This window comes from Alsobacter sp. (assembly GCF_059501845.1).
Genome location: NZ_JCACDK010000011.1, coordinates 495,865 through 508,967, shown reverse-complemented (window position 1 = coordinate 508,967; position 13,103 = coordinate 495,865). Strand labels below are relative to the sequence as shown.

Below are 13,103 nucleotides of genomic sequence, written 5' to 3'. Positions count from 1 at the left end.
CCCTCGTCCTGCGCGGGCTTGGCCCGCACCGGACGGCCTGTCGCCCCCGGCGGCCTGCGGAGCAGGCCGGAAAGGGGATGACAAGGTCGGGCGCTACTGGATCTTCGGCGGCTGGCTGAGGTCCAGGGGCGGCAGTTCCTCGACGCCAGGCAGGTTCTGCAGCTGCTCCAGCGCCTTCTGCTGGTCCACCACCGGCGCGGCGTTCTTGTAGTGCATCACCATGCCGGGGAAGGTGATGACAAGCGCGACCATGATCAGCTGGATCACCACGAACGGCACCGCGCCCCAGTAGATCTGGCCGGTCGTCACCGGCTCCATCTTCTTGCCTGTGACCTTGTCGAGATAGGGCATCTTGGGCGCCACAGAGCGCAGGTAGAAGAGTGCGAAGCCGAAGGGCGGGTGCATGAAGGATGTCTGCATGTTCACGCCCATCATCACGCCGAACCAGATCAGGTCGATCCCGAGCTTGTCGGCCACCGGACCGATCAGCGGGATGGCGATGAAGGCCAGCTCGAAGAAGTCGAGAAAGAAGGCCAGCACGAAGATCAGCAGGTTGACGAAGATGAGGAACCCGATCTGCCCGCCCGGCAGCGAGGTGAGCAGGTGCTCGACCCAGACATGGCCGCTGACGCCATAGAAGGTGAGCGAGAAGACGCGCGCGCCGACGAGGATGAACACGACGAAGGCGGAGAGCTTGGCGGTGGACTCGACCGCCTGGCGCAGGAGGTCCCAGCTCAGGCGCCGCTTGGCGATGGCCAGCAGAATGGCGCCGGCCGCGCCCATGGCTCCACCTTCCGTCGGCGTGGCGACGCCGATGAAGATCGTGCCGAGCACGAGGAAGATCAGCCCGAGCGGCGGCACCATCACGAAGATGGTCTGCTCGGCCATGGTCGAGAGCAGGTTCAGCCGCGCGAACTTGTTGATGAGCGCCAGGACGAAGGAGGCCGCCACAGCCACCGTCATGCTGAGCACGACGAAGTCGGCTCCCGAGGCAACGTGCGTGAATTCACGGATCGTGAACCAGCCCAGCACGCCGGACAGCACGGTGATGACGAGCAGCGACAGGCGGCGGGCCTTGCCGTCGGGATCCTTCAGCACCTGCGCCTCGGGCGGCAGCCCGGGGGCCGCCTTCGGGCGAAAGATGGAGACCAGCAACACGTAGCCGGCGTAAAGGGCAGCCAGGACGAGCCCGGGGACGAAGGCGCCCTCGTACATGTCGCCCACGGAACGGCCGAGCTGGTCGGCCATGACGATGAGAACCAGCGAGGGCGGGATGATCTGCGCCAGCGTGCCGGAGGCCGCGATGACGCCCGAGGCGAGCCGCCTGTCATAGCCGTATCGCAGCATGATGGGCAGCGAGATGAGGCCCATCGAGATCACCGAGGCGGCCACCACGCCCGTCGTCGCCGCCAGCAGCGCGCCGACGAACACCACCGCATAGGCGAGGCCGCCGCGGATCGGACCGAAGAGCTGGCCGATCGTGTCCAGCAGATCCTCTGCCATGCCTGAGCGTTCGAGGATCAGCCCCATGAAGGTGAAGAAGGGAATCGCGAGCAGCGTCTCGTTGTTCATGACGCCGTACACGCGCTCGGGCAGCGCCTGCAGGAAGTCGGGCCGGAACAGGCCGAGCTCGATGCCAATCAGCCCGAAAACGAGACCATTGGCGGCCAGCGCGAACGCGACGGGGTAGCCCAGAAGCAGGAACACCACGAGCGCCGCGAACATGATCGGCGCCATGTTCTCGATGATGAAAGCGGTCATGAAAAGGTCCGTCTCGAAATTGGCCGCAGAGCAGGCGACGTCAGCGGATCATGTCCGGGTTCTCGGCCCGGGCGGCGGCCAGCAGCCGTGCCGCCTCCGCCTCGACGGCGGCGTGGTGCCCGCCGCCGGAATCCGTATCCGCCAGGGCGCCCCGCATGATCGCGACGCGCTTGATGAGCTCGGAGAGGGCCTGCACAAGCAGGATCACGAACCCGATCGGGATGAGCATCTTGGCCGGCCACTGCGGCAGGCCGCCGGCGTTGGCCGACTGCTCGTTGATGGCCAGCGAGTTCATGGCGAACGGCCACGACGTGATGATCATGACCACGCAGAACGGGATCAGGAACAGCGTGTGCCCGAACACGTCGATCCAGTTGCGTACCCGCTTGGGCAGCTGGGCGTTGATGATGTCGATCCGGATGTGCTCGTTGCTCAACAGCGTCCACGGTGCGCAGAGCAGGAAAACCGCACCGAACAGCACCCACTGAAGTTCGAGCCAGGAGTTCGACGACACGTCGAAGACCTTGCGAATGATCGCATTCACCGCCGAGACGATCACGGCGGCGAGGATGAGCCACGCGACGATGCGACCGAGCCAGGTCGAAGCGGCGTCGATCCGCCTGCTGATCTGCAGGAGTGCGGTCATTCAATCCCTCCGGCGCCGGCTCATCGTGGAGCCGTCCTCTCTTGGCGAGCGTCGAGGCCCGCAATTCTTGATCCCTGATACCATCGTGTGCCCGGCCGGACTACTGGACGGAGGTTGAACGTGCGAAAGCGCGGCCTCTTTGCCGTGGATTCACGTGCCTTGACGCGGCACGAAGGCCCGTCCCAAGGTGCGCGCCTTCGCGAATGCAGGAGACGCGCGCGTGCCAGATTTTCCCCAGCGACTCGCCGGGCGCTTCGCCCTCGTGACGGGAGCCTCCCGGGGCATCGGCCGCGCCATCGCCATCCGCTACGCCGCCGAGGGAGCCACCGTCGGCATCAACCATGTGCGGGACGACGAGGCGGCGCAGGAGACGCTCGCTTCCGTGAAGGCGGCCGGTCCGGCGGGCGCCGCGCATCGCGTCGTCGAGGCGGACGTCGCCGACGAAGGTGCAGTCACGCGCATGATCGATGGGCTTGTCGCGGCCTGGGGCCGCCTCGACATCCTGGTCAACAATGCCGGGATGCAGACGCCGACGCCGGGCGACAGCTTCTCCACCCCGGACCTGCGCAAGGTCCTCGCGATCGACCTCGAGGGCCCTGCCTATGGCTGCCGCGCCGCCATCGCGCATTTCCTGTCGCGGCAGGGCGGGGGCATCATCGTCAACACGACGAGCGTGCACGAGATCATCCCCAAGCCGGGCTATGTCGCCTACGCCATGGCCAAGGCGGGGCTGGGCCACCTGACGCGGACGCTGGCCCTGGAATATGCCGACAAGGGTATTCGCGTGAACGCCGTCGCGCCCGGCGCCGTCATCACCGACATGAACGCGGCGTGGATCGACGACCCGAAGGCGAAGGCCGGCGTCGAGAGCCACATCCCGATGGGGCGTGCCGCGACGGTCGACGACATCGCTCCGCTCTACGCCTTCCTGGCGTCGGACGATGCCGCCTACATCACCGGCCAGACCATCTACGCCTGCGGCGGACTTACGCTCTACGGCGAGTTCAAGCAGAACTGGGCGAGTTGAAGGGGCGGGGGGCTCGGCAAGGCGGGTCCGGAGACCCGCGCTCCGGCCCTCATCCTCCCGTCACGCTCATATGCCGGCCCACGGCAGGGCGGGCCGTGGTGCGGTCGATGATGAAGTCGTGGCCCTTCGGCTTGCGGGCGATGGCCGCCTCGATGGCTTGCTCCAGCGGACCGTTGTCGGCGCTTTCGCGCAGGGGGGCGCGCAGGTCCGCGGCATCTTCCTGGCCGAGGCACATATAGAGCGTGCCGGTGCAGGTGACACGGACCCGGTTGCAGCTCTCGCAGAAATTGTGGGTCAGCGGCGTGATGAAGCCGAGCCGCCCGCCGGTCTCCTTCACGCGCACATAGCGGGCGGGGCCGCCCGTCCGGTCGGGAATGTCTTCCAGGGTGAAGCGCTCTGCCAGCCGGGCGCGCACCTGGGTGAGGGGCCAGTACTGGTCGAACCGGTCGGGCTCGATGTCGCCCATCGGCATGACCTCGATGAAGGTCAGGTCCATGCCCCCGCCATGCGCCCACTCGACCAGCGTCTCCACTTCGTCGTCGTTGACGCCCTTCAGTGCCACGGCATTGACCTTCACCGCGATGCCGGCGTCCTGCGCCGCGTCGATGCCGGCCAGCACCTGCCCGAGGTCGCCCCGGCGGGTGATGAGACGGAACTTGGCGGGATCGAGCGTATCGATGGACACGTTGACGCGCTTCACGCCGCACTCGGCGAGTTCGCGGGCATGAGCCCCGAGCTGCGAGCCGTTCGTGGTCAGCGTCAGCTCCTCGAGGCCGCCGCCGTCGAGATGGCGAGAGAGGCGGCGGAACAGCGTCATGATGTCCCGGCGTACCAGCGGTTCGCCACCGGTGATGCGGAGCTTGCGCACGCCCTTCCGGACGAAGACCGTGCACATCCTGTCCAGCTCCTCCAGCGTCAGGAGGTCCTTCTTGGGCAGGAAGGTCATCGCTTCCGACATGCAGTACACGCAGCGGAAGTCGCAGCGGTCGGTCACGGAGACGCGCAGATAGGAGATCGAGCGGCCGAACGGGTCGACGAGCGGGGCGGGCGGGGACACGGGATTTTCCGGCATGACGGGCCTCTTGTCCCACAGATATGGTTGCGCGAAAAGCCGCCGGGAAGACCGCCCCGCGCAGGGCAGGCGCCAGCCGCAGGAGCATCGCATGGTTCAGGACGAGGTCTGGCCGGCCGAGATCAGGCTATCAGCCGACAAGGCGACGCTCACCGTGGCCTTCGAGGACGGCGCGAGTTTCGCGCTCCCGGCGGAGTTCCTGCGGGTGGAAAGCCCGAGTGCCGAGGTGCAGGGCCACTCGCCTGCGGAGCGGCAGACCGTCCCCGGGAAGCGCAACGTCATGGTCAGCGCAGTGGAGCCCGTGGGCAACTATGCCGTGCGCCTCGTCTTCTCGGATGGGCACCGCACCGGGATCTACACGTGGCGGTACCTGCATGAACTCGGCCGGGACCGGGACGCACGCTGGGCAGTGTATCTCGCGGAACTGCAGGCGAAGGGCCTGTCGCGCTGACTGGCGGCCCCCGGCAGGCAGGCACGGTGGCCGGGCGGCAAAGAAAAAGGCGCGAACCCGGCCCGCGCCTTCGTCAATCCGGGATTGTGGCGCGTCAGCGCAGGACGATGACCCGCGTGCCGACCTTTGCGCGCTCGTAGAGATCTATCACGTCGTCGTTCAGCATGCGGATGCAGCCCGACGACACGGCCTGGCCGATCGTCTCCGGCTCGTTGGAGCCGTGGATGCGGTAGAGCGACGAGCCGAGATACATGGCGCGCGCGCCGAGCGGGTTGTCCGGGCCGCCGGGCATGTAGCGCGGCAGGTCGGGGCGGCGCTTGAGCATCTGGGACGGCGGACGCCAATCCGGCCATTCGCGCTTCGCGGTGATCGTCTTGGCACCGGCCCACTCGAAGCCGGGACGGCCGACGCCGACGCCGTAGCGGATCGCCTTGCCGTCGCCGAGCACGTAGTACATGCGGCGCTCGCTGCTGCTGATCACGATCGTGCCCGCCGGGTAGCGGCCGTCATAGGTGACGGTCTCGCGCGGGATGGCCGTGGCCTGCGGGCGATTGTCGGAATAGGTCTCGTCGATCGGCTCGCGGGTGAGCGGGTCGATCTGATAGGCGGAAGCGCCGCCCGCGGCGGCAACCAGCGCGACAGCACCAGCGAAAACGATTGCCAGACGGCGCATCGATGCAACCTCGACGATTATGGAACCAGCGGAAGGCCAGCGGCCTTTGCGCCGCTCGCATGTCAAGGACTAGCCCTGCCTAGTTAACAAATTCAACCTCCGGCGGCTGTGCGAACCATCACGATGCCGCAATCGCGCCATGACGTTGCCCCACGGCAACAATGGTACGGACGGAAGCGATTCGCCGATTTCGGCCGGGGAACAAGGGCCCTGCTATTCCCGGCTTGACGCTGGCTGGCGTCCTGCTAGAACGCCCCGGCCATCGGGCGCGTAGCTCAGCGGGAGAGCACTCCCTTCACACGGGAGGGGTCACAGGTTCAATCCCTGTCGCGCCCACCATTTTCCGGACAGTTAGCCTCGACGCGGTAACGACCGCCTGCTCACAGCCTGAGCGAGGCGACGATCCCGGCCAGCGCGTCGAAATGATCGATGACGTGGTCTGGCCCATAGGTTGTCACCGGGGCGTCCGTGTATCCGAACGTTACTGCAACCACCGGAATCCCGGCGTTTCGGGCCGTTTCGATGTCGGTTTTCGAGTCGCCCACCATCAGCGCCCGCCGCGGGTCGCCGCCGGCCTGCTCGATGGTCATGGTGAGGTGGCGCGGGTCCGGCTTCGCGTAGGGGAAACTGTCCCGCCCGCAGATGGCCGAGAAGCGGTCGGCGACGCCGAGCGCCTCGAGAAGTTCGCGCGAGTGCTTCTCCACCTTGTTGGTGCAGACCGCGAGGACGTAGCCGTCCCCATGCAGGGCATCGATCGCTTCCCGGGCACCGGGATAAAGCTTGGTGTGATCAGCGAGATTATCGCCGTAATGATCTAAAAAATCGTTGAAAAGCTTTTCGAGCTTGACCGCGTCGACGGTCACGCCGCCCAGCGCGAGGCCGCGCTCGATCATCGCCCGCGCGCCGGCGCCGACAACCGCCCCGGCGTTTCCGACCGGAACCGGTTGCACGTTCTCGCGCGCCAGGATGACGTTGAGCGTCCCCACGAGGTCCGCGGCCGTGTCGGCGAGGGTTCCGTCGAGGTCGAAGACGAGGGTCGCCGGAGGCGTGTCGGTGCTTGGCATCGATCTTCAGTGCCGGATGCGCTCACCGCCGTCAACGCGCCGGCATAAAGGTTCTGTTAACCATACACGACCAGACTCGCCCCAGGCCCTGGGACGGTCGCGCGGCGAGGGCGTCCGGCGCACCGTCCCGCCACGAAATTCCGGAGACAGCCATGTCCGCGTGCACGACCGCGCCGTATCGTCGCTTCGCCCTCGCGGCTGCCGCAACGCTCGCGAGCCTCGCTCCGCTCGCGGGCGCACAGGCGGGGCAGTTCGACTTCACGCCTGCGCCGCAGTCCGACCTCAACCGCATCTATCGGATCGACCGTGTGACCGGGGAGGTCGGCGCCTGCCAGTACGGCCAGAAGGAGGGGACGTTCGGCGTGACGCTCTGCTTCCCGCCGGGCGAGGGGGCAGGCAAGCAGGAGCCGTCCGAGTACGGGCTCGTCGCCTCCCGCCACGAGCGCGAGGGCGGCGTCTTCCGCGTCGACATGCGCACGGGGGCGATGAGCGTCTGCTACGTGTTCGACGAGAAGGTCGTCTGCACGCCTCCCGAAAAGGGCGCTGCCACGGACGCCGCGGCTTCAGCCACCACGGGCGGCCGCACCGGCGCCGACACGACCGGCGCGCTGAAGAAGCCCTGACGCTTGCCCTTCCCGCCGCTTGCCCGGGCGTGCTAAGCCCGCCGGCGAGCGGGAGAGCTTTCTTGGTCCAGGACGGGCAGGCAGGACGTCACGACGCCGAGGCGCTGAAGCGCGAGGCGGCTGCGCGTGCGGTCGCCCTCGTCGAGCCCGGCATGCGGCTGGGCCTTGGAACCGGCTCCACGGCCAGGCACTTCGTCGACCTTCTCGGTGCCCGTGTCCGGGAGGGACTGCCGGTCACCGGCGTGCCGACGTCGCGGGCCACGGCCGATCAGGCCGCCGCGCTTGGCATTCATCTCACCACCCTGGACGAAACGCCGCGCCTCGACCTCACCGTCGACGGCGCCGACGAGATCGATCCGCGCCTGCGCCTGATCAAGGGCGGCGGTGGCGCGCATCTGCGCGAGAAGATCGTTGCCTGCGCGTCCGCGCGGATGATCGTCATCGCCGACGAGAGCAAGCAGGTCGCAGAGCTCGGCCGCTTTCCGCTGCCGGTCGAGGTCGTGGAGTTCGGTCTCGGTGCGACGAGGCTTGCGGTGGCGGCGGCGCTCGACGCCTGCTGCTGCCCGTGCACACCGGCGATCAGGATGCGCGACGGCGTGCCGGTCCGCACCGACTCCGGCAACCTCATCCTCGATTGTCCCGCCGGCCGCATCCCCGATCCTGAGAGCCTGGCGGATCGCCTGGACCGCTTGACGGGCGTGGTCGAACACGGACTTTTCATTGCCATCGCGTCGGCCGCCATTCTCGCGACACCGTCCGGCGTCCGCATCATCGGCGACATGGCCTGAACGGCCGGCCCCTGCCGGCCACCAGAACGGGAGACGTCTCTTGAAGCTCATCACCGCCGCGACCGCCCGGCGCTTTGCGCCGGCGCTCTGCCTGTCCCTCACTCTGGGCTGCGTCACGCCCGTTTTCGCCCAGCAGCAGGCAACCCCGGCCACCCCGGCCCAGCCGGCGGCCCCGCCGATCTCGCCGTCGCATCTCGCCATCGCACGCGACCTCGTGATCAGCTCCGGCATGTCGCGTGGGTTCGACGCGCTGATCCCCCAGTTCATGGAGCAGCTGAAGCAGACCTTCGCGGCTTCGCGGCCCGAGATCGCCAAGGAACTCGCCGACACGCTGACGCAGCTGCGGCCTGAGTTCGACGCCAAGCGCGACGAGATCGTCGACACCGCTGCGCGCCTTTACGCGCAGGCGCTGAGCGAGAACGACCTGAAGAACATCGCGGCCTTCTTCAAGTCGCCGTCGGGCTCGGCCTATGTCGCCTCGCAGCCGCGCGTGCTGGACGGCCTCTTCGGCGCCATGCAGGCGTGGAGCCGCGGGCTCTCCGAGTTCATGCTGACGCGCGTGCGCGCCGAGCTGAAGAAGAAGAACATCGACCTGTGACGGCGGCGGGGGCAACGGCGCCCCCGGTCCATCCCGGAGACGGCGCATGAGCGAATTCGACCTCGATCTCTTCGTCATCGGTGGCGGATCGGGCGGTGTCCGGGCAGGCCGCATCGCGGCCGGCTATGGCGCGCGCGTGATGATCGCGGAGGAGTACCGGGTCGGCGGCACCTGCGTCATCCGCGGCTGCGTGCCGAAGAAGCTCTACGTCTATGCCGGCCGCTACGCCGACGAGTTCGAGGAGGCGGCGGGCTTCGGCTGGCAGGTGCCGGAAGCCCGTTTCGACTTCGCCGCGCTCAAGGCGGCGAAGGACAAGGAGATCGCGCGCCTCGAGGCCGCCTACACGACCAATGTCGAGCGTTCGGGCGCGGAGATCGTCAAGGAGCGCGCCGTCGTCGTCGATCCCCACACGGTGCGCCTCTCCGGCGGGCGCACTCTGACCGCCGGCACCATCCTGGTGGCCACGGGCGCGAGGCCCTACTTCCCCGAGAGCATCCCGGGAATCCACCTCGCCGAGTCCTCCGACGACCTCTTCGAATGGGCCACGCGGCCGCGCTCCGTCGTGATCGTCGGCGGCGGCTACATCGCTGTCGAATTTGCCTGCGCGCTGGCGCGGATGGGCGTCGAGGTCACCGTCGTCATCCGCAGGGAGGCCGTGCTGCGCGGCTTCGACGAGGACCTGCGGGCAGCGCTCACGGCCGAGATGCTGCGGGCGGGCATCCGCGTGCTGCCGCAGACCGACATCGTCGCCCTCGACGGCAGGCCCGGCAACGTCGCCGCCACGCTCCTCGACGGATCCGGCGTCTCGGCCGAGCACATCGTCTACGCCACTGGCCGCGTGCCCAACACCAAGGGGCTCGGGCTCGCCGAGGCGGGCGTGCGGCTGGACCCGCTCGGCGCGGTGGTGGTCGACCGCTTCTCGCAGAGCAGCGTCCCGTCCATCTATGCCGTCGGCGACGTCACCAACCGCGTCAACCTGACGCCTGTCGCCATCCGCGAGGGCCATGCCTTCGCCGACACCGTGTTCGGCGGCCGTGAGGTGATCGTCGACCACTCGCAGGTGCCTACCGCCGTGTTCTCCACCCCGGAGATCGGCACCATCGGCATGTCGGAGGCCGAGGCTCGCGCCTGCGGCGACGTGACGATCTACAAGACGAGTTTCCGCCCCCTCAAGGCGACGCTTTCGGGCGGCGAGAGCCGGGTGCTGATGAAGCTCGTCGTCGACACTGCGACGGACCGCGTCGCCGGCGTCCACATCATGGGCGAGGGCGCCGGCGAGATGGTGCAGTGCCTCGCCATCGCTGTCCGCATGGGCGCCACCAAGCGCGACTTCGACGCCACGCTGGCTGTGCATCCTACGGCCTCGGAAGAACTCGTGACCATGCGCACGCCCTTCAAGGGCTGAGGCTCACACGCGCTCCAGCGGGATAAGCGGGGGATCCGGCAGAATGATGCGGATCTGATCGCCCGGCGCCACCCGCCCTCCGGCGATCATGATCCCCATGATGCCCGCGCGCCGGACGGGCCTGCCTTGTCCGTCTCGCGTCAGGACGCGAGCCAGGAGGCCTTGCCGGTACGCCTCGATCTGCCCACACGGGTTTCGCAATCCGGTCACCTCGACGATGGCCTCGGAGCCGATGTGCAGCCTTGTCCCGCGGGGCAGCGCCAGCCCATCCAGGCCCGCCGTGGTGATGTTCTCGCCGAGCCCGCCGGGAGGCACCTCGAATCCGGCGGCCGCGAGTTCGTCCAGCAATTCGCCGGCCAGCAGGTGCACCTGCCGGAGATTGGGCTGCGTCGGGTCGATGGCTACGCGGGAACGATGCTTGACGGTCTCCCCGGCATGCGCGTCGCCAGCGACGCCCAGCCCCGCCAGGAGATGGATCTCTTTCAGCGGCTGCTTGCTGAAGCCGTGCACGGGGCTCGTATGCACGCTTGCGACCTTGGCCGCGCTGCCCATGCCCTGCCCGTCGCGGGACGTCATGACATTCGCTGTCACGCGCTGCCCTGCAGGAGGTCGAGCAGGCGACGCGCTTCCTGGTGCGGCACCCCCACATTCTCGATGACGAGGTCGGCGTCACAGCTGTCGGGCCCGGGCGCCGTGCGGGCGATACGGCCGTCGAGGGCCGCTTCGCGGCCGCGCCCCGCGACGCGGGCAGCCAGGATGTCCGGCGGGGCCGTGACGTAGGCCACCGAGACATTCACGAAGCACTGTCGCGCCGTACCGATGACGTGCCGGGACACATTGGCGACCACGGTCCGCCCCGCAGCCACGTCGGCCACGATGCTGCCGGGAAGCCCGTAATGCAGGCCATGCGCCTCCCAGTGGAGGGGATAAAGCCCGAGCCGCAGTCCGGCTTCGAACTGCTCGGGGGTGACCGTGTCGTGGTCTTCCCAGGCGTTGCTGTCCCGCGTGACGATCCGCCGGGGGAAGACGATCTGCCCGCCATCCCCGATCTGCTCGCGGGCGAGGCGGATGAGCGTGTCCTTGCCGGCGCCGCTTGGTCCGACCACGAGGACCAGGCGGCCGGGGCCGATGCGCTCCTTCAGCTCACACGACACGCCGCCCCTCCCGCCAGACGGCGCGGATGACGGGCACGTCGCCCTCCTTGACGAGGACGAGATCGGCGCGCAGCCCCGGCGCGATCCGGCCGCGGTCGGTGAGACCCGCGGCCCGTGCCGGATTGTCCGTGACCGTGGCGATCGCCTGCGGCAGCAGGATGCCGGGCACCCGGCGGGGAAGCTCCATCGCCGCCTGCAGCAGGCTTGCGGGGACGTAATCGGACGAGAAGATGTCCAGAGTGCCTTCGCGCGCCAGGTCTTCCGCGGCGACGTTGCCCGAGTGGGAGCCGCCGCGCACGAGGTTCGGCGCGCCCATCAGCACGCCGATGCCAGCCTCGTGCGAGGCACGTGCCGCCTCCACGGTGGTGGGGAACTCGGCAATCTTGACGCCGTCCTCGAGCGACTCCCGCACCTGCTCGACGGTCGTGTCGTCATGGCTCGCCAGCGCCACGCCGTGCGACCTGGCGATGTCGACCAGCCTGCGGCGGTTGGGGATCGCGCGGGCCGCATGCTCGGCGCGGCGGCGATCCACCATCTGCATCAGCTCACTCTCGTTGAGCGTGGTCTTGCCGCGGTAGTAGATCAGGAACTTCTCGACATCGCGGAACTGGCGCTCGCCCGGCGTGTGGTCCATCAGCGACATCAGGTGGATGGGCCGCTTCCGGGCGAAGGCCTCGGTGACCTCGATCACGTCCGGCGTGCAGATTTCGCAGCGCAGATGCGTCAGGTGCTCGGCCCGCATGAGTTTTCTGTCGCGGGCCTCGTCGAGGGCGTCCGCGAGGATCTCGAGGCTTCCAGTCACTGCGTCGCGGCGGTCCTCGAGGCCGGCCCGCAGCGAGTCGAAGACGGTCGTGATGCCGGACGCCGCAATCTGCGCGTCATAGGCCAGCACCGCCGAGAGCGCAGGCCAGCGCACGGCCGGGCGCGGCGTGAAGTGCAGCTCCAGATGGTCGGTATGCAGCTCGACGAGGCCGGGGAGAACGAGGTCACCTCCCAGGTCGAGGCCGCGCTCCGGGGCCTTTCCCTCGCCGGTCTCGACGATGCGGCCGTCAGCCACCGCCACCCAGCCCTGCGCGACCACCCTGTCGGGCAGGACGAGACTTGCGTTCTCCAGCACGTAGCTCGACGGGTCCATCTCACATCTCCTGGGCCGCGGCGAAGCGGGTGACGTCGACAATCCGGTCGGCGACGCGGTCGCGAACGTCCTCGTCATGGAAGATGCCGAGCAGCGCCGTGCCCGCAGCCTTCTTCTCCCGGATGAGTTCGACGACGGCGGCGCGGTTGGCGGCGTCCAGCGAAGCGGTGGGCTCGTCCAGCAGCAGCACCGGGTGCGTCGCGACGAAGCCGCGCGCGATGTTGATGCGCTGCTGCTCGCCGCCCGAGAAGGTGGCGGGCGGCAGGCTCCACAGCCGCTCGGGCACGTTGAGCCGCGCCAGCAGGTCGCGGGCGCGCGACTGCGCCGCGCCGGGTTCCGCCCCGTTCTCGACGGCCGCGGCCGCGACGATGTCGAGCGCTCCGACACGCGGGATGACACGCAGGAACTGGCTGACATAGGCGAGCGTCGTGCGCCGCAGGCGCAGGATCCGGCGTGGCTCCGCGGAGGCGACGTCGACCGCCTCGCTGCCGTCGCGCACCATGACCGAGCCGGTATCGCAGCGGTAATTGCCGAAGACGATCTTGAGCAGGGACGACTTGCCGGCACCGGAGGGACCGCCGAGCACGACGCACTCGCCCGGCAGCACGGTGAAGCTGACGCCGCGCACGACGGGCAGCCGCGTGCCGCCGCGCAGATGCATGGTGAAGGTCTTGCCGACCTGATCGAGGGAGAGGGCGGGCGTCAT

The 13,103-nt window shown here is 68.7% G+C and carries 15 protein-coding genes and 1 tRNA gene; 7 read left to right on the top strand and 9 right to left on the bottom strand.

The window, feature by feature from the left end; genetic code table 11:
* Positions 1 to 93 precede the first annotated feature (93 nt).
* Together AC5JCN_RS09900 and AC5JCN_RS09895 are read right to left on the bottom strand one after the other, a co-directional pair.
* The gene (locus AC5JCN_RS09900) at positions 94 to 1,761 is read right to left on the bottom strand and encodes a TRAP transporter large permease (RefSeq protein ID WP_495754861.1); all 1,668 of its coding nucleotides are present in this window, start codon (positions 1,759 to 1,761) and stop codon (positions 94 to 96) included.
* Positions 1,762 to 1,801: 40 nt separating this feature from the next.
* On the bottom strand, positions 1,802 to 2,407 hold the full coding sequence (locus AC5JCN_RS09895; protein WP_495754860.1) for a TRAP transporter small permease subunit: 606 nt from the start codon (positions 2,405 to 2,407) through the stop codon (positions 1,802 to 1,804).
* Positions 2,408 to 2,627: 220 nt separating this feature from the next.
* Between AC5JCN_RS09895 and AC5JCN_RS09890 the strand changes: the two genes are divergently transcribed.
* A complete protein-coding gene (locus tag AC5JCN_RS09890; protein ID WP_495754859.1) occupies positions 2,628 to 3,434 on the top strand; it encodes an SDR family NAD(P)-dependent oxidoreductase in 807 nt (268 codons plus the stop codon).
* Positions 3,435 to 3,483: 49 nt separating this feature from the next.
* Here the strand turns inward: AC5JCN_RS09890 and moaA are convergent, their stop codons facing one another.
* Positions 3,484 to 4,491, bottom strand: a complete 1,008-nt coding sequence (moaA, locus tag AC5JCN_RS09885; protein WP_495754858.1) for a GTP 3',8-cyclase MoaA — start codon at positions 4,489 to 4,491, stop codon at positions 3,484 to 3,486.
* A gap of 106 nt (positions 4,492 to 4,597) precedes the next feature.
* On the opposite strand from moaA, the gene AC5JCN_RS09880 reads away from it, so the two are divergent.
* Positions 4,598 to 4,957, top strand: coding sequence for a gamma-butyrobetaine hydroxylase family protein (locus AC5JCN_RS09880; protein ID WP_495754857.1), 360 nt, complete (start codon positions 4,598 to 4,600; stop codon positions 4,955 to 4,957).
* A gap of 94 nt (positions 4,958 to 5,051) precedes the next feature.
* On the opposite strand, the gene AC5JCN_RS09875 is transcribed toward AC5JCN_RS09880, so the two are convergent.
* The gene (locus AC5JCN_RS09875) at positions 5,052 to 5,630 is read right to left on the bottom strand and encodes a L,D-transpeptidase (protein ID WP_495754856.1); all 579 of its coding nucleotides are present in this window, start codon (positions 5,628 to 5,630) and stop codon (positions 5,052 to 5,054) included.
* A gap of 264 nt (positions 5,631 to 5,894) precedes the next feature.
* Between AC5JCN_RS09875 and AC5JCN_RS09870 the strand changes: the two genes are divergently transcribed.
* Positions 5,895 to 5,969, top strand: a tRNA-Val gene (locus tag AC5JCN_RS09870).
* A gap of 41 nt (positions 5,970 to 6,010) precedes the next feature.
* On the opposite strand, the gene AC5JCN_RS09865 is transcribed toward AC5JCN_RS09870, so the two are convergent.
* The gene (locus AC5JCN_RS09865; protein WP_495754855.1) at positions 6,011 to 6,694 is read right to left on the bottom strand and encodes an HAD family hydrolase; all 684 of its coding nucleotides are present in this window, start codon (positions 6,692 to 6,694) and stop codon (positions 6,011 to 6,013) included.
* Positions 6,695 to 6,846: 152 nt separating this feature from the next.
* Between AC5JCN_RS09865 and AC5JCN_RS09860 the strand changes: the two genes are divergently transcribed.
* The 4 genes from AC5JCN_RS09860 to gorA all read left to right on the top strand — a co-directional run bounded on the left by AC5JCN_RS09860 (position 6,847) and on the right by gorA (position 10,108).
* Positions 6,847 to 7,317: a hypothetical protein gene (locus tag AC5JCN_RS09860; protein WP_495754854.1), complete on the top strand. Its 471-nt coding sequence runs from the start codon at positions 6,847 to 6,849 to the stop codon at positions 7,315 to 7,317.
* A 62-nt stretch (positions 7,318 to 7,379) separates the two neighbouring features.
* Positions 7,380 to 8,105: a ribose-5-phosphate isomerase RpiA gene (rpiA, locus tag AC5JCN_RS09855; RefSeq protein WP_495754853.1), complete on the top strand. Its 726-nt coding sequence runs from the start codon at positions 7,380 to 7,382 to the stop codon at positions 8,103 to 8,105.
* Between the two features lie 40 nt (positions 8,106 to 8,145).
* Positions 8,146 to 8,703 carry a DUF2059 domain-containing protein gene (locus tag AC5JCN_RS09850; protein ID WP_495754852.1) on the top strand — a complete coding sequence of 186 codons (558 nt, stop codon included), beginning with the start codon at positions 8,146 to 8,148 and terminating at the stop codon, positions 8,701 to 8,703.
* A 46-nt stretch (positions 8,704 to 8,749) separates the two neighbouring features.
* On the top strand, positions 8,750 to 10,108 hold the full coding sequence (gene gorA / locus AC5JCN_RS09845) for a glutathione-disulfide reductase (RefSeq protein WP_495754851.1): 1,359 nt from the start codon (positions 8,750 to 8,752) through the stop codon (positions 10,106 to 10,108).
* 3 nt (positions 10,109 to 10,111) lie between these two features.
* Here the strand turns inward: gorA and AC5JCN_RS09840 are convergent, their stop codons facing one another.
* The 4 genes from AC5JCN_RS09840 to phnL are packed head-to-tail and all read right to left on the bottom strand — an operon-like array spanning position 10,112 to position 13,103.
* Positions 10,112 to 10,684, bottom strand: coding sequence for an MOSC domain-containing protein (locus AC5JCN_RS09840; RefSeq protein ID WP_495754850.1), 573 nt, complete (start codon positions 10,682 to 10,684; stop codon positions 10,112 to 10,114).
* Between the two features lie 11 nt (positions 10,685 to 10,695).
* A complete protein-coding gene (phnN, locus tag AC5JCN_RS09835) occupies positions 10,696 to 11,262 on the bottom strand; it encodes a phosphonate metabolism protein/1,5-bisphosphokinase (PRPP-forming) PhnN (protein ID WP_495754849.1) in 567 nt (188 codons plus the stop codon).
* Entirely contained in the window at positions 11,252 to 12,397 is a 1,146-nt protein-coding gene (locus tag AC5JCN_RS09830; RefSeq protein WP_495754848.1) for an alpha-D-ribose 1-methylphosphonate 5-triphosphate diphosphatase, read from the bottom strand. Before AC5JCN_RS09830 ends, phnN begins: the two co-directional genes overlap by 11 nt.
* Position 12,398: 1 nt before the next feature.
* Positions 12,399 to 13,103: a phosphonate C-P lyase system protein PhnL gene (gene phnL, locus AC5JCN_RS09825; RefSeq protein WP_495754847.1), complete on the bottom strand. Its 705-nt coding sequence runs from the start codon at positions 13,101 to 13,103 to the stop codon at positions 12,399 to 12,401.